The following is a 19,462-nucleotide window of genomic DNA, read 5'->3' on the forward strand; positions in this document are numbered from 1 at the left end:
ATACTGATGTTCGCCTACGGGTAAATGATCGGAGAAGAGTTTGTGCACAAAATCGCAAGGAGAATTGCGACGGAAAAGAACGTAGAGAGGTTTGTCAGATACTACTGGATAGTATCGACATTCAGACTCTCGCTCGGCGCTTCAATAGCGCTCCTGATATTATTTTTTGGATACAGGTTTGAAGATACTGTAAAGTGGATCGACATACTGTTAGGAGGTGGTTAGAAATGGTTGATGCCCTGATAAGTGATGAAGCATTCATAAAGGGATGCGCTGCTGTAGGAGCTGGACTTGCTGTAGGACTTGCAGGAATTGGTGCTGGTGCTGGTGAGAGCGGTATTGGTGCAGCGGCAGTAGGAGCGATTGCAGAGGACAGAGGTTTCCTCGGTTTGGGTCTGCTGTTCACAGTTATTCCAGAGACCATCGTTATATTCGGTCTCGTTATTAGCTTCATACTGATGTTCGCCTACGGGTGAAAGAGATGCCTCTCGAACCCGTACTGGAGGAGATACAAAAAAGAGGCGATGAGACAGTAAAGAAGATAAAGGAGGAGGCAGAAAAAGAGGCCGAAAAGATAATAGAAGAGGCCAAAAGAGAGGCAGAGGAAATACTGAAGAGGGCAAGATATGAGGCAGAGAGGGAGGGTGAGGCTCTTAAAAAGCAGGAAATATCGGCTGTTACACTTGAAATGAAAAGATTGTTGCTAAACAAGCAGAAGGAGATAGTAGAGCAGGTATTTGATCTTCTGAGGCAGAAAGTGCGAGACATGGACGAGGGAACAAGAAAGGAGATCATTAAAAAGTTGCTAAGCAAAAATGCTTCACCCGGCATGCTTGTATACTCAAGGAAGGAGGACGAGGGAATCGTGAAGGATGCTCTAAAAGAGCTGAAGCTTGACCTCAATTATGCCGGAAACATCGAATGTATTGGTGGAATAATACTTGAAGACCCTAAGGGGGAGGTGAGGATCAACCTTACATTCGATGAGTTGCTGAATCAAGTTTACGAGCAGAAACTGGCTGAGGTCTCGAAGATTTTGTTCGGGTGATTGCAATGATTTCGAGGACGAAGGCTGCCTACGCCTACATAGTCGCAAGAACAAAAGTGATGAAGAGTAGACTGCTAAAGGGAGAGGACTTTAGAAAGCTTTTGAACATGTCCTTCGATGAAATAGTGAGATTCTTAGAAGAAACAGAATACAGGAAGGAAATTGATGAGATAGGTTACAGGTATTCGGGTCCTCGGCTGCTCGATTACGCTCTTGCCTCAAATCTTGCAAAAACCTACAGGAAGATACTTCAGGTCTCCTTCGGAGATGCGAAGATTCTCATCAGGGAGTATCTGAAAAGATGGGATGTCTGGAATATTATCAATATAATTAGAGGCAAAAACGCTGGTGTACAGCCAGAGCTAATGGAAGAGACCATTGTCCCAGCCGGGGAGTTCAGTGAAGAATACCTAAAATCACTGATGGTTAAAGAGATGGATGAAATAGTCAAAGAGATGGAGGGTACGCCTTACTACGAAGCTTTATCCAAGATAGGCTCAGTTCCCATGAACGTCGTTGAGGATGAGATGTACAAGGCCTACTACAGAAAAATCGTCGAGATGCCGGCAAGAGAGTTTGAAACCAAGCTCTTTGTAAACTTCATCAAAATGGAGATTGACATAAGAAACATAAAGACAATTCTCAGGTTGAAGATTGATGGCGCATCAACGGAGGAGATTCTGGAGAGGATAATACCCGGTGGATACGAGTTAACGGAGGATGAAGCAAGAAAGCTTGCAGCGATGTCCTTTGATGAGATATCGAAATCCTTGGAGGGATACTGGTTCTGGAAGGAGGTCGAGAATGTTACTGAAGAACTTTCGGAGATTGAAGTCAACTTCGACAAGGCCTGGATTTCTGCAATTGCGAGGAGGGCGAGCAATTATCCGCTGAGTGTATTGCCAGTTCTGCAATACATGGTTCTGAAAAAGGTCGAAGTGGACAACCTCAGAATACTTGGCTGGGGTAAGTATTACGGGTTGCCGAACGATGAAATTGAGAGACAGATGGTGATAATATGAAGAAGCTTGCGGTAATCGGCGATACAGACTTTAGCCTTGGTTTTATGCTTGCAGGGATACCTGAGACATACGAGGTTTCATCGGACGAGGAGATTGTTAAAGCTGTTGAAGAGGTTTTAAAGAGAGACGACGTTGGTGTTGTTATTATCAAGCAAGAATATCTCCAGAAGCTCCCTCCTGTGCTGAGGAGGGAGATTGATGAAAAGGTAGAACCCACCTTTGTTTCGGTGGGTGGAACTGGAGGTGTGGAAGAGATTAGGGAGAAAATAAGAAAGGCGATAGGTGTTGACCTATGGAAGTGAAAGAAGCTGGATTGGTAGGAGAAATTTACAGGATATCTGGGCCCCTTGTCGTAGCCGAGGGACTCAAGGCGAGAATGTATGATCTGTGTAAGGTCGGTGAAGAGGGGCTGATGGGAGAGGTAGTTGGTTTAGTAGGTGAGAAAGTTCTCATTCAGGTTTACGAGGATACTTCTGGTGTCAAACCTGGTGACAGGGTGGAGAACACTGGAATGCCGCTCAGCGTTGAACTCGGGCCTGGGTTAATCAGAAACATATACGACGGTGTCCAGAGACCTCTTCCTGTTCTGAAGGATGTAAGTGGAGACTTCATCGGTAGAGGTATTGAAGCTCCCGGTTTGGACAGAAAGGCAAAGTGGGAGTTCAAGCCAATTGTAAAGAAGGGTGACAAGATAACTCCAGGAGAGATCATAGGAACGGTTCAGGAGACTGAAGTTGTAGAGCAGAAAATACTGGCTCCACCAAACATCAAGGAAAGTACGGTAGCGGAGGTTTACGAGGGCAGCTTTACCGTTGAGGATACCGTTGTGGTTCTTGAAGACGGGACTGAACTCAAACTCTACCACAAATGGCCTGTCAGAATCCCGAGGCCATACGTGGAGAAGCTTCCACCTGTAGTGCCACTCATCACGGGACAGAGAATTCTTGACACGTTCTTCCCGGTTGCAAAGGGTGGTACTGCAGCAATTCCCGGTCCGTTCGGAAGCGGCAAGACTGTGACACAGCACCAGTTGGCGAAGTGGAGTGATGCACAGATTATCGTTTACATTGGATGCGGTGAGAGAGGAAACGAGATGACGGAGGTTCTTGAGGAGTTCCCAGAACTTGAAGACCCAAGAACTGGCAAGCCGTTGATGGAGAGAACCGTTCTCGTCGCTAACACATCCAACATGCCTGTCGCTGCGAGAGAAGCTTCAGTTTACACTGGAATCACAATTGCAGAGTACTTCAGAGACATGGGGTACGACGTGGCAATTCAGGCAGACTCGACAAGCAGATGGGCAGAGGCAATGAGAGAGATTTCGGGAAGGCTTGAGGAGATGCCCGGTGAAGAAGGGTATCCGGCTTATCTGGCATCGAGGCTTGCAGAGTTCTATGAGAGAGCCGGGAGAGTCAAGACTCTCGCAGGAAACGTAGGAAGTGTTACGGTTGTTGGTGCGGTTTCTCCACCGGGTGGAGATTTCAGTGAGCCTGTTACCCAGAACACACTCAGAATTGTTAAAGTGTTCTGGGCTCTCGATGCGAAGCTTGCTGCAAGAAGACACTTCCCCGCCATCAACTGGCTGCAGAGCTACAGCCTCTACATTGACACCCTGAGAGATTGGTTCACAGAGAATGTTAGTGAAGAGTGGGACGAGTTGAGGAAGTGGGCAATGGAGGTGCTGCAGGAGGAAGCGAACTTGCAGGAGATCGTGCAGCTTGTCGGTAGTGATGCTCTGCCAGAGTCCCAGAGACTGCTGCTTGAAGTTGCGAGAATCATCAGAGAGGTTTATCTTGTGCAGTATGCATACCACCCGGTTGACACATACTGCAGTGTTGAGAAGCAGTATGACATGCTGAAGGCGATAAAGCAAATTAACGACTGGTTCTTCAAGGCGCTCGAAGCAGGAAAGACAATTGACGAGATCACAGGAGTTGAAGGTATGGAGGAGTTTGCAAGGTCAAAGCTTGAGGAGGACTACAAGACTGCAATGAATGCTGCGCTTGAGAAGATTAGGAAGAATTTGCTTGGAGAGTGATAAAAATGAAGGAGTATAAGACCATAACTCAGGTTGCCGGACCTCTCGTTTTTGTTGAAAAAACAGAGCCAGTTGCCTATGGAGAGCTCGTTACGCTCACACTTCCCGACGGCTCAACCAGAAGAGGACAGGTTCTCGACACGTCGAAAGATATTGTCATAGTTCAGGTTTTTGAGGGAACGAGAGGTGTTGATACCACAAGCACTGTGAGATTTACGGGAGATATTGTTAAGCTGAACTGTTCCAAGGACATGCTGGGAAGAATTCTGAGTGGTTCCGGTGATCCGATTGATGGTGGTCCGAAGATAGTGCCTGAAGAGAGGAGACCAATTGTAGGTGCTGCAATTAATCCCTATGCGAGGCAGTATCCGAGAGAGTTCATCCAGACCGGTATTTCGGCTATTGACGGGATGAACACTCTCGTCAGAGGTCAGAAGCTTCCGATATTTAGCGGTTCAGGTTTGCCGCACAACGACATTGCTCTGCAGGTTGCGAGACAGGCGAAGGTTCTCGGAGAGGCTGAGGAGTTCGCTGTTATATTCGCGGCTATGGGTATTACTTACGAAGAAGCTTATCAGTTCATGAAGGAGTTCGAGAGAACCGGAGCTCTTGAAAGAGCCGTTGTTTTCCTGAACCTTGCCAACGATCCTGCTATCGAAAGGTTGCTCACCCCACGTATGGCACTGACAGCAGCAGAGTTTCTCGCATACGAATATGACTTGCACATCCTCGTCATCCTGACGGATATGACCAACTACTGCGAAGCTCTGCGAGAGATCTCTGCAGCAAGAGAAGAGGTTCCGGGAAGAAGAGGTTATCCGGGTTACATGTACACTGACCTCGCTACGATATACGAGAGAGCAGGAAGAATTAGAGGTAGAAAGGGAACGATTACGCAGATGCCAATCTTGACGATGCCCGGTGACGACATCACCCACCCGATTCCCGACCTGACAGGCTATATCACTGAGGGACAGATCGTTCTGAGCAGAGAGCTGCATGCTAAGGGTATTTATCCGCCAATCAACGTTCTGCCGTCTCTCAGCAGGCTGATGAAAGAAGGTATTGGTGAGGGCTTCACAAGAGATGACCATCCGCAGTGGAACGACCAGATGTATGCTGCCTACGCTGAGGGTGTTGATCTCCGTGGATTGGTTGCTATTGTCGGTGAAGAAGCTTTGTCAGAAAGAGACAGGCTCTTCCTGAAGTTTGCAGATGAATTCGAGAGGAGATTCGTCCAGCAGGGCAGATACGAAGACAGAGACATCGAGCAGACCCTCGACCTTGGATGGGAATTGCTCGCAATGCTACCTGAGAGAGAACTGACCAAGGTTGAGAGGAAGTTCATCGAGAAATATCACCCCAAGTATAGAAAAGGGCAGGCTAAGGCAGAGGAGGCTGCAGAGGAGGCCTCCTGAAAATATTTTTCAGGGGTGACAAAGAAATGGCAGAGGTTCAGCCAACACGAATGGAACTCATAAAGCTCAGAAGAAGGATAAAGATGGCCACCCGTGGTCATGCTCTGCTGAAGATGAAGAGAGATGGTCTCATCATGGAGTTCAGACAGCTCCTGGAGGAGGCTAAAGAAGTCATAAGCGGAATGGTCGAGAAGTACAAGAAGGCTCAGCAGAAATTAACTCTGGCAATAGCTGTTGACGGAATTGTGGCTGTAAAGTCAATTGCCCTTTCATGCTGCCAGATTCAGCCTGAGTTCAGCATGAAGAGGAAAAACATAATGGGTGTAGTTGTTCCAGTGATAAAGCGTGAACCAGTTAGGAAAAAAGCAACTGAGAGAGGTTACGGTATTTTGAGCACATCAATGAGAGTTGATGAAGCAGTAGAAGCATATGAAGAGCTTGTTGACGCCATTCTTGAGGTGGCTGAGATTGAGACTACACTGAGAAAGCTGATAGAAGAAATCGAAAGGACTAAAAGGAGAGTTAACGCTCTTGAATACAGAGTTATTCCAACAATGGAAGAGCTTGCGAAGTTTATTGCCTTCAAGCTTGAGGAAATGGACAGAGAGAACATTATCAGGCTGAAGAAGCTTAAGACGAAGAAGGCTGCAACATAAATTTTTTTCTTCGTATAGTTTTAAAGTGGAGCATCCCACCTATGTGGAATCTTTCATGGGTATTTGGTCAGCAGATTGATAAAGCTTCCTTCCTCTTTAGCATGTAGTAGATGCATACCAGCATTTTTCTTGATTCTTAGATAAAAGTTGCGAAGGTATCCATCGTGATAACGGAAATAAGATGCTCCCCTTAATTGTCACCGCTGCTGCGATTGCCGCAATACTTAGCAGAAAACTCAGAATAACACCGATTCCAGCATACATTTTCGTAGGCATCGCTCTTAACCAGTTGGGATTACATCTGGCTGAAGACATTGAGATTATAGGGAAGCTGGGTGTTGTTTTTCTTGTTTTACATTGGGATGAAAATAAGTCCTGCTACGTTGAAGGCGAGAGGTTCGAAGATACTGCTAAGCGGTTTTGTAGACTTTGCCTTCAACTTTTCCCGGCTTTTCTTGTTCTACTTTACCTCGGCTTCAACATTCACGATTCGCTCATCCTTGCTTCCGTAGTTTACATCAGCAGTTCTGCAATTAATTTGAAGATGCTGGTAGATAACAGAAAGCTGATTTTTGCCTTTGCGGAAATTGTCATCCTTTTGATGGTCTTTGAAGCAGCAGCCTTTGATATTTACCTTCTTTATCCGTTCTTAGGGAATTTGATGGATAGAGAGGATGAGATTCCATACCTTTTGACTTTCTCCATCCCGTCCATTTCCCTCTTTCTGGTGGAAAAAGCTGAAAGTTTCCGAAGCACTGGTTGCGGTGCTTTTGGCATTTCTCTTCACAGAAGCAAGTTTGACAAATTCTGATTTCCTTTAAGGAAGTTTTCATAGCCGTCTTTTCATCTTTTTCGGGACGATGATAGATTTCAGGCTGGATTACCTCGCTCTCCTGCTCGTAATTCTGGCAGTGGTCGGGAAGATGGCGGGAGCTTGTTTCATTGGAGAAATTGTTCACAAATCAAAGAGGGATGCAAAGGAGATTTTCAACTACACTCTGGTGATAGGTGAGTTCCCGGCAATCTTTCCCGCCCTCTTTGCTCCCGAATACGTTCCAGCGGTGGCGGTTGTTGTTCTTTATACGTCAATTGTGGGTTTGTTGATGGCGAGGGGTTAGGTTTGGCAAGAGCATTAATGTAGTTTGTTGATAACATGCAACATAAAATATATATGCTATAGCATCTCAGATTGGTTGGTGATGGCATGGCAGGCAGGAAAGTGTTAAACCTGCTGCTGGTTTTGGTGATGCTTGGAAGTGGAGTGGTGCCGGTGATGGCTGCAGACAAAAAGAGTTTAAAACAGAAAGTGAACTAATGGCTAAAGAAAAACATCTGATTTCGGCGGTAGACTCGAGTAGGGTAATAAAAAGCAGCAAAGAAGTAGAAAAACTGTTAGAAATCGTACATGAAATGGCAAAAAGTGGAATCGAAGAATCTGTAAAAGCTTTTAGTAACAGTTTCACAACAAAGTCAACGGTTTATTTGGGTGTTGACGAGACGTTTTATGATTCCAATTGTGGTGACAAGGGAGCTTCACGATGGGGAGCTGCACCAGCATGGTATGGTTCCGAGTATTATTTTTCCCAAAACAAAATAGAGGTAGCGACTTTGTTAGGGCCAGGTGGATATGGAGGAGCCTCTGCATGGGGATGGATAGGGAAATCATTTTATGTCAGTGGAAGTGGTATGAAGCCAGCTAACATAATAATGCGTGGACACATTTATGGACTAACAAGTGCCTTCGCAGGGGGAAACAGCAATGTAAATGTAAATCTGGTTGTTTATGACGCTACAACAGGTACTAAATACTCAACAACGATTTATCAGCACTCCGAAGGCGGTGTTGGGTGGACTGGTGTAGATGATGACTTTAACAACGGGATTTCAGTAAATCTACAAGCAGGTCACACATACATAGTTTACGTCGAAGTAATTACCAGTGCAGCAGTATACGGGGCTGGAGAGGCAGGCTCAGACTTTGGACGATTTGATGGAGATTACCTGGGGGGGAGTGTGGTATTATAGCATCACAATAGATTTTTAAATCTATTTTTTTAACTGAGGTGTGAGAAGAATGAAAGAAGAGACACTTGAGGCTGTAGAGATTGTGGGAAAAATTCTAATTCTGTTCCCAACGTTAAGTAGCTTAATTCTTTTACTGTATTTCGGCATAACAGGCAACTCCATAGAGTTGGGTCCAGGTTTCTGCTTGGGGACAATAGTGGTCTCTGGTATAATAATGGTTGGATACAGCACGCTGAAGAAATTATGTAATTAAGTATAGCGAAAGGATTTATGAAGCTACTGAACGTAACGCTCTACAACGAAACTTTCAGCTACAGCTTCCAGATTCTTGCCTACGGTGTAGAGTACGAGCAGTACAATGTGAGCATTGTGACAAGAATAATGCCAGTAAACGATACGAACCTCTTCATGACGATTGTAAACATCGACCCGAGGGATGACAAGGCTCAGCCAGTAGCGGATGTGGTGTTTTTCGCAAACAAGACAACTCTAGCGGAGCACTACAGATTGCTTGACAAGGTGCTAAATGAGATCAGGAAGAACGATAACACGAGCCGGATTTGGAACAAGGTTAAAGTTGAACTCAATGACTTGGCGAGGGGGGGGGTCGAGAGGGGTTTGAGGGAGTATAACGTTGAGGGGTTCGGTGGTGCTGTGGTAATTGACGATCTTTGTACTGAAGCTTGTAAGTTTAGTTTGCAGTATGGCAGGAGCGGACGTGTCCACTTAACATAAACAACAGTATGCGGTCCGCTATTGTCTCAGTTTTGTTAAATATGAATCTCAAAATCCTATTTTTAAATTTTGTAAGGAACGATTTTATTAGCTGCAGTATTCAGCGCTGTTCTTTTCTTACATTTCGGAACGAGTGTGCTGTTTGCTGCAATGATTTCTCTGTTCATTGATTTGGCGTACGTTTTGCGCAAAAAAGGAGTTCTGAGGAGAGGAGAAATTAAAGTTCATAACTACTGGCCAAAGTTGGCATTAAAAGAGTTTGTCGTGGTAATTTGCTCGATAACAAGTTTCTTTTTACGCGTTAACATCTTAAAAGCTCTCGGAATTGGATCCTTCTTTTTCATCATAGCAGAAATTTATTAATACGTCGTTACCCAACCTGATAAGATTCTCTCACACGGCTCTTACTGTAAGAAAAATTCTGTGTTTTCTCAGCGTTACAATGGGCTGGTATTCGCTGATGGAATTGAATTTTGTCTTGAGCATATTAGCGGGGTTTGTGACGTTCTTACTCATCGAATCTAACCGGAAAGTAACAAAAAGGTTATACAAACTGAATATGCTTTCAGAAGAAGATTTGAGAAAAAGTGCGGATAGAGTTCTTATGACCCTCGGATTGGTATTGGGCATGGCAGCAGGCTGGATGATCGGAAAAGGAGTATTTGAAACTGATTGGTTACCTCAATTATTCAAGTTCTATCCACTAACTATTTTATTCTATCTTTCAATCTACTAACTGGCTTAAAGTATATCTAACATGAGCGAAAGTATAGGTGAAGATGTATGTTAACTAAACTCTTCTTAACGGTCTTTGGAATGTACCTTGACGCCCCTATTCTTTTACGTATATCTACAAGTTCACGAAAGCAGGATTTACCTGATCTTAAAAATGCTTAGGAGAAAGAAGCTGATCAGGTTTGGAGATTCAATAATTGGATAAGGGATTTTACAGCTACAGAACTTTAATCGGGATTAGATACGGCATAATACTGATTATCTCAAAAATTTCAGGTTTGAGAGGCTTAGAGGTTTGATAAGCTATCCTCTTTTCATATTTAACTCGAAGAACGTTGAGAAGGAGAAGAAAAGGTATAGAAGGCTGATTAAGAAGTTGTTTGAAGGATTAAGTCTAAATCTTAAGAGTTTTGAGGAGCATAATAGAGGACGTAATAAAACTGGGGAAAGAGGCTTTCAGTTTGAAGAAGTTGCACTGCTATGATTGCGAGCCAGTTAAAAAGAGGTGTTCTCTTTCTGTCCTGTTGACAGTGACTTTTAAGCTCAGATTCAGGGGAAAAGAGGGTTATTCAGAAATTATCTGAGTGGTGAGATGGAGAAGACCCCACTCCTTTTTTAGTATTTTTGCAATACAATTGCGTTACACCTGTATCCCTCATACACTTCATCTATGGCTTTTATTTCCTTCTCTAATAATTATTTTCTCAGATTTCTGCCCGTTCTGGCTAAAGTGGGAAATAATTTCGAGAAAAGACATTAAAATAAAAATTCAGAGAGCTTTTATCCTCAAATGGTAATATTTTTCGCTCTCAAAAACCTCTCCAAACTCGAAACTAACCCTTTCTCTGAAAATCGGCCCATCAACGACAATTGTATGGAACTCCCCGTCCTCTCCGCAGGGGTCAATTCCGTTTTTCAATGCAAAGTCAATTAGCTGCCTGTCAAACCTTCTGCCAAGAATCTCCTCTAAATCCTTTCTCACTGCGATAACGTAAGCCTCGAATCCAGCATCAATGAATTCCTCCGCAAGCCTTTTTGTATCTTCACCCCAAAGAGGGAAAACGGGCTCAACTCCAGCTTCGCTGCAAACCCTCTCTATCCAGTCTCTGTGCTCCTGCAGGTAAATGTCCCCGAAAATCGCCTTGTTAACACTAAACTTTCTGAAAACACTCTTTAACCTCTCCTCGTAGCTTTTCCATGTCACCTCTTCAATAAAGATTTCTTTGCCCATCGCCCTCTCCTGAGCTCTGATAATCTCGACATCAATGCCATGTGCCCTTGCCTTACCCTCGTGAACCATGCAAAGCAATCTGTCAACGTTCATTTCTTTCGATGCTCTCCACAAAGCGAGGCTGCTGTCCTTTCCCCCACTCCACATTGCTATGGTACTCATCTTTCATCCCTCTATTCTCTCCCGATTCTGTAAACCGAGTTAAGTATTGCATACGTCACAAAGTAATCTTCGCCAATTGGCTCGCAAATAACAACTTTCTTACCCTCAAACTCGCCTTCCTTTATCCCCCTCCCCCTCGGAAATCCGAGTATGTCAGGCAGGTCTTCTGTGACGTGGAGGCCATAGGAGATGAAGAGCGGTACAACGTAAACGACATCACAGTCCATCTCTCTTATGGCCTCGTCAGGCATCGGTCTCCTTTTCCTCGCAGCGAAGGCTATTTTAACCTCATCAAAAGCTCCACTATCCTCAATTCTCTTCCTGTGCAGCTCCATAACCTCTCTGTAATGGTTTAGCTGGCTCCCGTGTCCAACAATCAACAAACCCTTCCTCATTCAACCACCTCCTTTTCGAGGAAAATTATCGTATAATCAGATTTGATCTCAGCTGAGTCTGCAAAATCCTCTCTTACCATTTCATTCTCCATACAGAGATTTTCAAGGATTACAACCCTCCTCTTTCCAAGCTTGGTAAGATCAAATCTTCTGTCAGCTAAGATGAGCAAATGGCGATATCTAAGAAAATCAAGCAGTGATGAATCGAAATCCCTCGCATGGCAGTCAACAACCACAACCTCTGTGAGATCGACCTTGAGCTTTGCCAGAGCGAGCTGAACGCTCGAAATTCCCGGCTCTATCTCTACCTCTGCATCAATCCCCCGAATTCTTCTCCCAAGCCCGGCGACCATCGGATCTCCGGTGGAGAGCACAACCACTTCTTTCCCTGCTCCCTCTCTTGCAATCTCCTCGAAAACAGAATCGTCAAATCTGGTAAGGATTCTCTTTTCCTTTACCTCGACATTCATTAGTTCAAACGCCCTTCTGCTCCCGTAAACGACATCTGCTCTTCTCAGCAATTCCCTACCTCTCTCAGTGATCTGCCCCTGACAGATACCAGCTCCAACTACCCATATCATCCTCAATTACCTCCACTCTCGCTCCAGCTTTCTCAGCTTTTTCCTGAATCTTCTCCCTCCCACCAGCCCAGATTGAAAGCAAACCGGGAAAGCCGACGATAATTTTCTCCCCCGGATGCTTCAACGCTTTGTCGATATGAACGCCAAAAACAAAGGGCTGGTAATTGGGATACTTTTTCAAAGCGTAAAACCACGCTTTCCTGCCGGTTGTAATGGCAATCTTCCTGTACTGCATCGCAATTTTCAGCTTGGTTTCTACAAGCTTCCTGCACCACGGCTCCACTAATCCGGTGGTCCCCAGAATGGATATACCTTTCATCACTCCCACTCTTTCGTTTCCAGTCTTCTTTGCCACCTTTCTCCCCTCAGGGACTTCAACGACAACTCCGCCTCTGTATCCAAACTTCCTACTGTAAAAGTCGAAGTTCTCGACAATCTGCTTCATCGCAGATTCACTAACAGCCTTTTCACCTTTTTTCTCACCAATTCCCTCACCGAACTTTATCCCAGCATCAATTAAACGAGCCTCGAAAACAAGACCGTCAGTTACGTCAAACTCGTGGTCACCTGCAAATTTCCTAACCCTCGCAAAGCCATTCTCAGCCTCCTCCACCTTAACCCTGACTTTGATTCCTACTGGCGTGAAAACCTCTACCTCCTCAACTTCATCAAATTTCGAGCAGATTGCTGCTGCAACCGCTGCTGAAGCAGCTGTCCCAGTCGTTATCCCTCTCCTCAGAAAACCGTCCTCTGTAAGAATGTAAAGCCCTGACTTCACCTTATCAGCCAATTCTGCATCTCCTCTGTGCCAGTCAAAGGGATACTCGTAGAGTTCAATCGGATCTCTCAGCATGCTCAATCAGGCAGTTAACTATTGCAGCACAGATTCCACTCCCTCCTATCGACCCCTCAGTTGTGACCGATGGAATTTCAAGGCTCCTTATTGCCTCTTTGGACTCTGCAGCGTTCACGAAACCAACGGGTGTGGCCACAATGAATCTCGGCGGATAATCTTGAGCAATCTCATACAAGGCCAAGGCAGCCGAAGGTGAATTGCCTATTGCAACAATACTCCCTTCAATCAAATCGCTGAGATTTCTTAAACCTGAAGCGGTCTTCGTGCTTCTATCACCATCAGCAAAATCAACGGCGGCTATCGAATCTCTCCTCAAACCGGCCTTTACCATGTGAACGTCAACAATTATCCTGCATCCATCCTTCAAAGCCCTTACACCCTCATAAACGTCTCCCTTAAACCTCAAAACGTCCCTGATGGAAGCATCTCCAGTAGTTGCGATGCATCTCCTCACGATATCCCCTTTCAACCCTTCTTCTGGGTGTAAGGCTTTAAGAATTTCCTCGCTCTTCCTCGCAATCTCTACAGCTTCTCTTGTTTCTGCGCCCATCTTAGCTACTTGTTTTTGTTCTGCTGAAATGCTGTACTTCCTCGAATAGCCCCTTGGAGTGTACATAACCTCTTTCGCCCCTTTTCTCACGACGGTCTCAGAATTCCCGACAATCAGAATCGTGTTCATGTCCACCTCATCGTCTTCAAGCTCCGAAACTCTCTTCATTGTAATGCTCTCGCAATCTCTGAAAGCATTTCTTACAACTCCAACCCAGACGTCCCCTCTGAACTTTCTTATCAGTTTCAGAGCCTTCTTTAGATTTTCCTTCCTTCTCCTGCTCGAAGGATTGTAAATTGCAGTGACAAAGTCTCCCTTAAGTGCGTGAACCAGCCTCTTCTCTATCTGATTCCAAGGAACTAGAAGGTCGCTAAGGCTCACAACCGCATGATCGCCGCTTATTGGAGAGCCAAGAAGTGCAGAAGCGGCATTCAAGGCTGTAACGCCCGGAACAACCTCGATTGTGACGTCCAGATTGTTCTCAACCACATACTCAATAACGAGAGGTAGTATGCCATAAACCGACGGATCACCACCGCTTATGAGAGAAACGACATGCTGCCTTGCAAGATTCAGAGCAATTTCAACCCTCTCAACCTCTTTCCTCATTGGAGTCGTCATTACCTTCTTACCCTCCAGCAAATCCGAAATTCTGTCAACGTACGTTTTGTAACCTATAACGTAATCCGACTCCTCGATGGCTTTCTTCGCCCTTACGGTCATCAGCTCAACATTTCCGGGTCCTATGCCAACGACGTAAAGCTTACCTTGCGATTGCAACCGTTACACCTCCGTAAACCGTTTTTGGGAGTAAAAGCTCGCCAGTATTTGATGCGTAAATCGCACAGCCTTCAGCAACATTCTTAACTCCAATTTTGACCGCCTTGGTTTCCCTCAAATCCATCGAATTAAGCTCTTCGGCCCTAACAAAAACAAGGGGCTTTTTCAACCTGTCCGCAACCTCCACAATTGCACTTCCTCTTTTAGCATCCAGGGTCGCAATGACTCTAACATCCCCCATCTCCGCTCCAATCTCGGCAAGAGCTCTGTTTATCGCATCAATAATCTCATCGGCTTTAACGTCCTTCCTGAATCCCACGCCTAAGCTAAGTCCGTTGCTGTATTCCATGGCTGTGCTTATCACCGCCTTCAAACCTACACTTTCAAGAAGCTTTGCAACATCATTTCCACCATGATGCCCCCCAAGCAGGACAACCGCATGTTTCAGGGGCTTATCAAGCACGACCACAGCAGGATCAGCCCACTTGCTCCTCAAATGTCCGCAAATCCCCCTAACAACTATGCCGGCAGCAAGGTAGGCAACAATGCAGTCGTAAACCATCAGCCTGCTCCAGACACCTCCTGAATATAGCACAAATTCGACTTCAGCATAGCTTTTCAGCAAATCGTAAATTTCTTCCAGCCTGTCCCTATCTTTTTCAAAGCACAGAAGAGCAATTTTCATTCTATCCGTAGAGGTGTGACCTTTCTTCATAACCCTCAACCACCTTACCCACAATTATCGTTGCCGTCTTTTCTATTCCTCTTTTCCTTACCTCTTCACCTATCTTTCCAAGTGTCGAGACAATTTTAACCTCATCTTCCCTCGAAGCATGAAATACTACAGCACATGGCTCTTCTTCGCCCCTGACTTTCGAAATCTTCTCTGCCACATACTCTATTCTGTCTGTCCCAAGAAGAATGACGAGTGTTAAAGGCAGCTTTGCCAGTTCGTCGAGGGGGTCCTCTTTAAGAGTCCTCCCTGCTGGCCTGACAATTGCCACGCCGGGTACGGATGGAGATGTAAGCTCTATGCGGAGCGAAGCAGCAGAGGCAAAAACGCTGCTAACTCCGGGTATAACCTCGCAATCAATTCCTCTCTTCCTCAACTCTCTTATCTGCTCCCAGATTGCTCCAAAAATTGATGGATCACCGCTCTGCAACCTTACGACTCTCTTACCCTCCCTCACTGCCCTTTCTATAATCTCCACAATCTCCTCAAGCTTCATTCCGTGACTGTTGATTTTCTCTCCACCAAATTCATCCAGAAATCTCTCTTCTACGAGTGATCCGGGATATATGATTAGATCAGCCTCCTTCAAAAGCCTGTAGGCTTTGAGTGTAAGAAGCTCAACATCTCCCGGCCCAAAACCAACAAAATAGACCTTCATACTACCTCCTCGCAACAAGAACGCTGAAGTAGCTCGAGTTTTCGGGCATCTCTTCGTAAAAAGCCTCACCCTCCATAAACATCTTTTCAAGAAGGAAGAACTTCTTAAACCCTTTCTCCCTGAGCTTTTTCTCTACGTCCTTTGGATTCTTAACCTTCAGAATGACAGCAACCTCTGTTTCACTGAAATCTGGGGTTGATATTATAGCTGAATTGCTAACGAAGGTCTCAGTGAGGGCCATAGCAGTTGAAATGCTGCTTATTCCAGGAATAATCCTGATTTCAGCGTCCGGTTTAATATTTCTCAACTCATCGACAAGGTGGTGAAATGTGGAGTAAAATACCGGGTCACCAATGCAGCAAAAAGCTATTTCCTCATTCAGCCTGCTGGCAATCTCCATTGCAAGATTTTTTACCACCTCTTCACTTTTACCCATCAGGAACTCCACTATTCTCGGTTCCCTGATATCCTTAATAATCTCATAAGCCATTTTACCTGGAACTATAACTTCATCAACCTTTTTTATGACTTTGATGGCCTCAAGTGTTAGATGCTCTTTAGTTAGCCCAATTCCCACTCCGTAAAGCAATCAAACCACCCCAACATTACGAATTTTCCTTAACCACTACACCAACCCTACTTTATCGAAGTTAATTAAACTTTACTCAACATCCAAAAAATTTAAATAAAGTTTTCTTGACGTAGAGTCAAAGGAGGTGGTTTAGTGCACATAATGGAGGGTTTTCTTCCCGCTGAGTGGAGTGTTGTATGGTATGCTTTTGCCATTCCCATCGTAATTTACGGGGCCTGGAAGACCAAGAAGCTCATAGATAGAGAACCAGCTATGAAGTCACTTGTAGCAGTTGCTGCAGGATTTATTTTCGTGCTTTCAGCATTGAAGCTTCCTTCTGTCACTGGAAGCTGCTCTCACCCCACTGGCACTGGAGTTGCCGTAGTTCTGTTTGGGCCATCAATAACAGCTTTCCTTTCGATCATCGTTCTCCTCTATCAGGCATTGCTTTTGGCCCACGGTGGCATTACGACCCTCGGCGCCAACACGGCGTCGATGGGTATAATTGGCCCATTTGTCGGATGGCTGGCTTACAGGACTTTGAAAAATTTTAACCTTAAAGCTGCTATTTTCGCCGCAGCCATGCTTGCTGACCTTGTTACTTACATTGTAACATCAATACAGCTTGCTTTAGCCTTTCCGGCAAGTGAGGGGGTTTCCGGGATTCTGACATCGACAGCAACATTCATGGGTGTTTTCGCCATAACTCAGATTCCTCTGTCAATTGTGGAAGGAGTGGTTGCGGTATTGCTGGTCTCGTACCTTATCGAGGTCAGAAGCGATGTTCTGGAGGTGGTAAAAGCATGATCAGGAATTTTTTACTTATCCTCTTCTCCGTCGCCCTGCTTTTAGTCACTGTCCAAGCAGAGGAATGGGCTGGGACAGATGAACAGGCAGAGGAGATCATTTCACAAATAAATCCCAATTACGAGCCTTGGTTTTCTCCAATCTGGGAACCGCCGAGTGGTGAGATAGAGAGTTTGCTATTCAGCCTTCAGGCAGCAATCGGCGCTTCTCTGATTGGTTACTTCCTTGGATATTACAGAGGACTGAAACATGCACGAAACGCTTGAAATTGTACAGATGAGGTCGAGAAAGATTATAGATGGAAATCTCAAGGTTTATCTTGCCTTATCCTCTCTTTTTCTTGTACTGGTTCTTGGAAAATTCTCTCAAATCCTTGCAGTAGTGATTTTCTCAGTGCTTTGCATTTACGCTGACTGGAAAGCTTACCTTAGAATAATACGGATTCCAGCATTCTTCCTGTTAGGAGCAATGGCTGTAATTCTTTTTACGATTGATGGAAAGGTTTTGGCGAGTTTCTGGATTTTTAGGATAACTGAAGAGAGCACTGGCATAGCTTTCTCTGTCCTGCTGCGTTCGACGGCATCTCTATCCATACTCTCCTTTCTCATAATGACCACCTCCATCCCTGAATTTATTACTGCACTCTCAAAGCTGAAAATCCCAAAGTTCGTTGTAGAGATGCTTATGCTCGTTTACAGGGCTATTCAGATTCTTTTTGAGGAAATATCGAGACTTGACACCGCAGCATCATCCCGTCTTGGCTTCCTTGGGTTCAGGAACATGATAAGAACTGCATCTCTCCTCGCATTTTCAGCATTTATGAAATCTCTGAAGAGGTCGGAGATTATGGAAGAGGCTTTGGAGTCGAGATGCTACCGCGGTTGCTACCCGTTGCTGGATTCCAGAACCGAGGGTGCTGGCATTTCAGCTCTGATACTCTCTGCACTGTTTCTCGCAGGGTGGTTTGGTTGATTCTTACGGAGAATCTTTGGTTCAGGTATGGTGAAAAAGACATTCTGAAGGGAGTCGATTTTAAAGCTGAGAAAGGAGAGGTTACAGTTCTGATGGGGAAAAATGGTGCTGGAAAGACGACACTGCTGAAGCACTTCAACGGTTTACTCAGGCCGTATGAAGGTTACGTTTCGGTTGACGGTGAAAGGCTAAGATACGACAGAAAAAGCCTCCTCAAAGTGAGAAAGAAGGTCTTTTACGTTTTTCAGAATCCGGACGACCAGATTCTCTCCCCAACTGTCTGGCAGGACGTTGCCTTCGGCCCGAAAAATCTCGGTATTGATGGGGAGGAGCTTGAAAAGGTTGTGGAAGTGGCTCTCAAGGCTGTTGGTTTGAATGGCTATGAGAGGAGACTTTGCAGCACATTAAGCGGTGGTGAGAAGAGGAGACTAACCATAGCATCCGCCCTTGCCATGAATCCTGAATACGTTATTATGGATGAGCCTTCCGCTAACGTCGATGGTTACGGCTTCGAAATGATTGTTGAGCTTATCAAAATGCTCAGAGAGGATGGTAAAGGAGTTGTGATTTCCACGCACGACCTTGATCTGGCCAAAGCCGTTGGGGACAGATTTTATTTTATGGACTCTGGCAGAATTGTTTGGGAAGGGGAAAGACTGAGCTGGGACATGGCAAGGAGGCTTGGGATCAGAACTTTTGCGTTTGGGAAGATTGTTTTGTCCTCGTCTCTGGATGGGGAATTTGATTTCGTTGGTGTTGTGAATGGGAGTTCGAGTGGGTTTGAGATTGAAAATGAAAGAGTAATGGAAAGTAAGGGGCTTGATGTTGTTGAAAAGGCCATTTTGAGGGCGATTGAGGGGAATGAAGTTTTGCTAATTTGCGATGATGGCTGCATGCGGGATGTGGCTCAAATTATTGAGAGATATCCCGTGGAGCTTGAGGTAAGGGTGGGAAAAGATGGGGAAGTACACGAAAACTGAGGTTATTGGGGTGGTTTTTTCAAAGCTAAAACCAGACAAAAGCAAGGTTTTTGCAGATATAGGGTGTGGGAGTGGTGCCGTTACGGAATTTTTCGCTCCATACGTCGCGAAGGCCTACGCTGTGGATTCAGGCGTTGAAGCCATAAAGCAGGCTCAGGAGAGGCTGAGGGAGTTTGAGAACGTTGAGGTGATTTGTTCTGACGGAAGGGAGTTTCTTGAAAGCCATAAGGTGGATCTGGTGTTTTTTGGAGGTACTAAAGGGATTGAGACCATGCTTGAGGTTTGCAGGGTTGAGAGAGTGGTCGTGAACGCTGCAAGAGTTGATGTTGCTGTAAAGGTTGCAGAGAAAATGAAGGAGCTTGGGATTTTTGAGGAGATTGTGGTGGTGAATGTTGCAAAAAGTTATGAACTTGCTGGTGGTCTGGCCTTCAAACCTTTAAATCCGGTTTTTGTCGTTTGCGGTCGGATGTAAGTTATTTATGGTCTTAGCATATTTATACTAAAAAACA

General features: G+C 45.1%; 27 protein-coding genes and 1 pseudogene. 20 read left to right on the forward strand and 8 right to left on the reverse strand.

Going from position 1 to position 19,462, the window contains the following annotated elements; translation table 11 throughout:
• The first annotated feature begins 42 nt into the window (after positions 1-42).
• The 15 genes and pseudogenes from BP688_RS08590 to BP688_RS08660 form a co-directional block, all read left to right on the forward strand.
• Positions 43-225, forward strand: a complete 183-nt coding sequence (locus BP688_RS08590) for a hypothetical protein (RefSeq protein WP_290624599.1) — start codon at positions 43-45, stop codon at positions 223-225.
• Positions 226-227: 2 nt separating this feature from the next.
• Entirely contained in the window at positions 228-476 is a 249-nt protein-coding gene (locus tag BP688_RS08595; protein ID WP_290624011.1) for an ATPase, read from the forward strand.
• Between the two features lie 5 nt (positions 477-481).
• On the forward strand, positions 482-1,048 hold the full coding sequence (locus BP688_RS08600; protein ID WP_290596509.1) for a V-type ATP synthase subunit E: 567 nt from the start codon (positions 482-484) through the stop codon (positions 1,046-1,048).
• 5 nt (positions 1,049-1,053) lie between these two features.
• Positions 1,054-2,070 carry a V-type ATP synthase subunit C gene (locus BP688_RS08605; protein ID WP_290596510.1) on the forward strand — a complete coding sequence of 339 codons (1,017 nt, stop codon included), beginning with the start codon at positions 1,054-1,056 and terminating at the stop codon, positions 2,068-2,070.
• Positions 2,067-2,372 (forward strand): V-type ATP synthase subunit F, encoded by a 306-nt coding sequence (locus BP688_RS08610; RefSeq protein ID WP_290596511.1) that lies wholly within the window; start codon positions 2,067-2,069, stop codon positions 2,370-2,372. The genes BP688_RS08605 and BP688_RS08610 overlap by 4 nt, the downstream gene beginning before the upstream one ends.
• Positions 2,363-4,108, forward strand: a complete 1,746-nt coding sequence (locus BP688_RS08615) for an ATP synthase subunit A (RefSeq protein WP_290596512.1) — start codon at positions 2,363-2,365, stop codon at positions 4,106-4,108. The genes BP688_RS08610 and BP688_RS08615 overlap by 10 nt, the downstream gene beginning before the upstream one ends.
• A gap of 5 nt (positions 4,109-4,113) precedes the next feature.
• Entirely contained in the window at positions 4,114-5,526 is a 1,413-nt protein-coding gene (locus BP688_RS08620) for an ATP synthase subunit B (RefSeq protein WP_290596513.1), read from the forward strand.
• Between the two features lie 26 nt (positions 5,527-5,552).
• Positions 5,553-6,182: a V-type ATP synthase subunit D gene (locus BP688_RS08625; protein WP_290596514.1), complete on the forward strand. Its 630-nt coding sequence runs from the start codon at positions 5,553-5,555 to the stop codon at positions 6,180-6,182.
• A 181-nt stretch (positions 6,183-6,363) separates the two neighbouring features.
• On the forward strand, positions 6,364-6,993 hold the full coding sequence (locus tag BP688_RS08630; protein WP_290596515.1) for a cation:proton antiporter domain-containing protein: 630 nt from the start codon (positions 6,364-6,366) through the stop codon (positions 6,991-6,993).
• A gap of 49 nt (positions 6,994-7,042) precedes the next feature.
• Positions 7,043-7,300 carry a hypothetical protein gene (locus BP688_RS08635; protein WP_290596516.1) on the forward strand — a complete coding sequence of 86 codons (258 nt, stop codon included), beginning with the start codon at positions 7,043-7,045 and terminating at the stop codon, positions 7,298-7,300.
• 196 nt (positions 7,301-7,496) lie between these two features.
• Positions 7,497-8,207, forward strand: a complete 711-nt coding sequence (locus tag BP688_RS08640; RefSeq protein WP_290596517.1) for a hypothetical protein — start codon at positions 7,497-7,499, stop codon at positions 8,205-8,207.
• 49 nt (positions 8,208-8,256) lie between these two features.
• Positions 8,257-8,460: a hypothetical protein gene (locus BP688_RS08645; RefSeq protein WP_290596518.1), complete on the forward strand. Its 204-nt coding sequence runs from the start codon at positions 8,257-8,259 to the stop codon at positions 8,458-8,460.
• A gap of 17 nt (positions 8,461-8,477) precedes the next feature.
• Positions 8,478-8,942, forward strand: coding sequence for a hypothetical protein (locus tag BP688_RS08650; protein WP_290596519.1), 465 nt, complete (start codon positions 8,478-8,480; stop codon positions 8,940-8,942).
• 559 nt (positions 8,943-9,501) lie between these two features.
• Positions 9,502-9,678: a hypothetical protein gene (locus tag BP688_RS08655; protein ID WP_290596520.1), complete on the forward strand. Its 177-nt coding sequence runs from the start codon at positions 9,502-9,504 to the stop codon at positions 9,676-9,678.
• Positions 9,679-9,762: 84 nt separating this feature from the next.
• Positions 9,763-10,268 (forward strand): annotated as a pseudogene (locus BP688_RS08660) (transposase); the annotation flags it as partial.
• A 178-nt stretch (positions 10,269-10,446) separates the two neighbouring features.
• Here BP688_RS08660 and BP688_RS08665 read toward each other — a convergent pair.
• From BP688_RS08665 to BP688_RS08700, 8 genes are read right to left on the reverse strand one after another with little or no spacing between them, the layout of a single operon-like run.
• On the reverse strand, positions 10,447-11,070 hold the full coding sequence (locus tag BP688_RS08665; RefSeq protein ID WP_290597890.1) for a Dph6-related ATP pyrophosphatase: 624 nt from the start codon (positions 11,068-11,070) through the stop codon (positions 10,447-10,449).
• Between the two features lie 11 nt (positions 11,071-11,081).
• Entirely contained in the window at positions 11,082-11,465 is a 384-nt protein-coding gene (cbiX, locus tag BP688_RS08670) for a sirohydrochlorin cobaltochelatase (RefSeq protein WP_290597889.1), read from the reverse strand.
• The gene (locus BP688_RS08675; protein WP_290597888.1) at positions 11,462-12,046 is read right to left on the reverse strand and encodes a cobalt-precorrin-7 (C(5))-methyltransferase; all 585 of its coding nucleotides are present in this window, start codon (positions 12,044-12,046) and stop codon (positions 11,462-11,464) included. Before BP688_RS08675 ends, cbiX begins: the two co-directional genes overlap by 4 nt.
• A complete protein-coding gene (locus BP688_RS08680; protein WP_290597887.1) occupies positions 12,000-12,899 on the reverse strand; it encodes a cobalt-precorrin-5B (C(1))-methyltransferase in 900 nt (299 codons plus the stop codon). Before BP688_RS08680 ends, BP688_RS08675 begins: the two co-directional genes overlap by 47 nt.
• The gene (gene cobJ / locus BP688_RS08685) at positions 12,880-14,232 is read right to left on the reverse strand and encodes a precorrin-3B C(17)-methyltransferase (RefSeq protein WP_290597886.1); all 1,353 of its coding nucleotides are present in this window, start codon (positions 14,230-14,232) and stop codon (positions 12,880-12,882) included. Before cobJ ends, BP688_RS08680 begins: the two co-directional genes overlap by 20 nt.
• A complete protein-coding gene (locus BP688_RS08690; protein WP_290597885.1) occupies positions 14,216-14,947 on the reverse strand; it encodes a cobalamin biosynthesis protein in 732 nt (243 codons plus the stop codon). Before BP688_RS08690 ends, cobJ begins: the two co-directional genes overlap by 17 nt.
• Complete coding sequence (locus BP688_RS08695; RefSeq protein WP_290597884.1) at positions 14,919-15,623, reverse strand: cobalt-precorrin-4/precorrin-4 C(11)-methyltransferase; 705 nt, start codon at positions 15,621-15,623, stop codon at positions 14,919-14,921. Before BP688_RS08695 ends, BP688_RS08690 begins: the two co-directional genes overlap by 29 nt.
• A 1-nt stretch (position 15,624) precedes the next feature.
• Entirely contained in the window at positions 15,625-16,212 is a 588-nt protein-coding gene (locus BP688_RS08700) for a precorrin-2 C(20)-methyltransferase (protein ID WP_290597883.1), read from the reverse strand.
• A 135-nt stretch (positions 16,213-16,347) separates the two neighbouring features.
• Between BP688_RS08700 and cbiM the strand changes: the two genes are divergently transcribed.
• Genes cbiM through BP688_RS08725 form a run of 5 tightly spaced genes read left to right on the forward strand, consistent with a single transcriptional unit; the run spans position 16,348 to position 19,425 of the window.
• Positions 16,348-17,001 (forward strand): cobalt ECF transporter S component CbiM, encoded by a 654-nt coding sequence (gene cbiM, locus BP688_RS08705; protein ID WP_349677353.1) that lies wholly within the window; start codon positions 16,348-16,350, stop codon positions 16,999-17,001.
• On the forward strand, positions 16,998-17,267 hold the full coding sequence (locus tag BP688_RS08710; protein WP_290597882.1) for an energy-coupling factor ABC transporter substrate-binding protein: 270 nt from the start codon (positions 16,998-17,000) through the stop codon (positions 17,265-17,267). Before cbiM ends, BP688_RS08710 begins: the two co-directional genes overlap by 4 nt.
• Positions 17,251-17,973, forward strand: a complete 723-nt coding sequence (gene cbiQ, locus BP688_RS08715; RefSeq protein ID WP_290597881.1) for a cobalt ECF transporter T component CbiQ — start codon at positions 17,251-17,253, stop codon at positions 17,971-17,973. Before BP688_RS08710 ends, cbiQ begins: the two co-directional genes overlap by 17 nt.
• Complete coding sequence (locus BP688_RS08720) at positions 17,961-18,953, forward strand: energy-coupling factor ABC transporter ATP-binding protein (protein ID WP_394329820.1); 993 nt, start codon at positions 17,961-17,963, stop codon at positions 18,951-18,953. The genes cbiQ and BP688_RS08720 overlap by 13 nt, the downstream gene beginning before the upstream one ends.
• Positions 18,931-19,425: a methyltransferase domain-containing protein gene (locus tag BP688_RS08725; RefSeq protein ID WP_290597879.1), complete on the forward strand. Its 495-nt coding sequence runs from the start codon at positions 18,931-18,933 to the stop codon at positions 19,423-19,425. Before BP688_RS08720 ends, BP688_RS08725 begins: the two co-directional genes overlap by 23 nt.
• The last annotated feature ends 37 nt before the right edge of the window (positions 19,426-19,462 follow it).

This window comes from Archaeoglobus sp. UBA230 (assembly GCA_002507545.1).
Classification (GTDB): Archaea; Halobacteriota; Archaeoglobi; order Archaeoglobales; family Archaeoglobaceae; genus Archaeoglobus.

What these genes read in the sequence shown, in the direction of transcription:
- BP688_RS08595 (WP_290624011.1), top strand. Translation starts at nt 228, where the DNA reads ATGGTTGATGCCCTGATAAGTGATGAAGCATTCATAAAGGGATGCGCT.
- BP688_RS08600 (WP_290596509.1), top strand. Translation starts at nt 482, where the DNA reads ATGCCTCTCGAACCCGTACTGGAGGAGATACAAAAAAGAGGCGATGAG.
- BP688_RS08605 (WP_290596510.1), top strand. Translation starts at nt 1,054, where the DNA reads ATGATTTCGAGGACGAAGGCTGCCTACGCCTACATAGTCGCAAGAACA.
- BP688_RS08610 (WP_290596511.1), top strand. Translation starts at nt 2,067, where the DNA reads ATGAAGAAGCTTGCGGTAATCGGCGATACAGACTTTAGCCTTGGTTTT.
- BP688_RS08615 (WP_290596512.1), top strand. Translation starts at nt 2,363, where the DNA reads ATGGAAGTGAAAGAAGCTGGATTGGTAGGAGAAATTTACAGGATATCT.
- BP688_RS08620 (WP_290596513.1), top strand. Translation starts at nt 4,114, where the DNA reads ATGAAGGAGTATAAGACCATAACTCAGGTTGCCGGACCTCTCGTTTTT.
- BP688_RS08625 (WP_290596514.1), top strand. Translation starts at nt 5,553, where the DNA reads ATGGCAGAGGTTCAGCCAACACGAATGGAACTCATAAAGCTCAGAAGA.
- BP688_RS08630 (WP_290596515.1), top strand. Translation starts at nt 6,364, where the DNA reads ATGCTCCCCTTAATTGTCACCGCTGCTGCGATTGCCGCAATACTTAGC.
- BP688_RS08635 (WP_290596516.1), top strand. Translation starts at nt 7,043, where the DNA reads ATGATAGATTTCAGGCTGGATTACCTCGCTCTCCTGCTCGTAATTCTG.
- BP688_RS08640 (WP_290596517.1), top strand. Translation starts at nt 7,497, where the DNA reads ATGGCTAAAGAAAAACATCTGATTTCGGCGGTAGACTCGAGTAGGGTA.
- BP688_RS08645 (WP_290596518.1), top strand. Translation starts at nt 8,257, where the DNA reads ATGAAAGAAGAGACACTTGAGGCTGTAGAGATTGTGGGAAAAATTCTA.
- BP688_RS08650 (WP_290596519.1), top strand. Translation starts at nt 8,478, where the DNA reads ATGAAGCTACTGAACGTAACGCTCTACAACGAAACTTTCAGCTACAGC.
- BP688_RS08655 (WP_290596520.1), top strand. Translation starts at nt 9,502, where the DNA reads ATGCTTTCAGAAGAAGATTTGAGAAAAAGTGCGGATAGAGTTCTTATG.
- BP688_RS08665 (WP_290597890.1), bottom strand. Translation starts at nt 11,070, where the DNA reads ATGAGTACCATAGCAATGTGGAGTGGGGGAAAGGACAGCAGCCTCGCT.
- cbiX (WP_290597889.1), bottom strand. Translation starts at nt 11,465, where the DNA reads ATGAGGAAGGGTTTGTTGATTGTTGGACACGGGAGCCAGCTAAACCAT.
- BP688_RS08675 (WP_290597888.1), bottom strand. Translation starts at nt 12,046, where the DNA reads ATGATATGGGTAGTTGGAGCTGGTATCTGTCAGGGGCAGATCACTGAG.
- BP688_RS08680 (WP_290597887.1), bottom strand. Translation starts at nt 12,899, where the DNA reads ATGCTGAGAGATCCGATTGAACTCTACGAGTATCCCTTTGACTGGCAC.
- BP688_RS08690 (WP_290597885.1), bottom strand. Translation starts at nt 14,947, where the DNA reads ATGAAGAAAGGTCACACCTCTACGGATAGAATGAAAATTGCTCTTCTG.
- BP688_RS08695 (WP_290597884.1), bottom strand. Translation starts at nt 15,623, where the DNA reads ATGAAGGTCTATTTTGTTGGTTTTGGGCCGGGAGATGTTGAGCTTCTT.
- BP688_RS08710 (WP_290597882.1), top strand. Translation starts at nt 16,998, where the DNA reads ATGATCAGGAATTTTTTACTTATCCTCTTCTCCGTCGCCCTGCTTTTA.
- cbiQ (WP_290597881.1), top strand. Translation starts at nt 17,251, where the DNA reads ATGCACGAAACGCTTGAAATTGTACAGATGAGGTCGAGAAAGATTATA.
- BP688_RS08725 (WP_290597879.1), top strand. Translation starts at nt 18,931, where the DNA reads ATGGGGAAGTACACGAAAACTGAGGTTATTGGGGTGGTTTTTTCAAAG.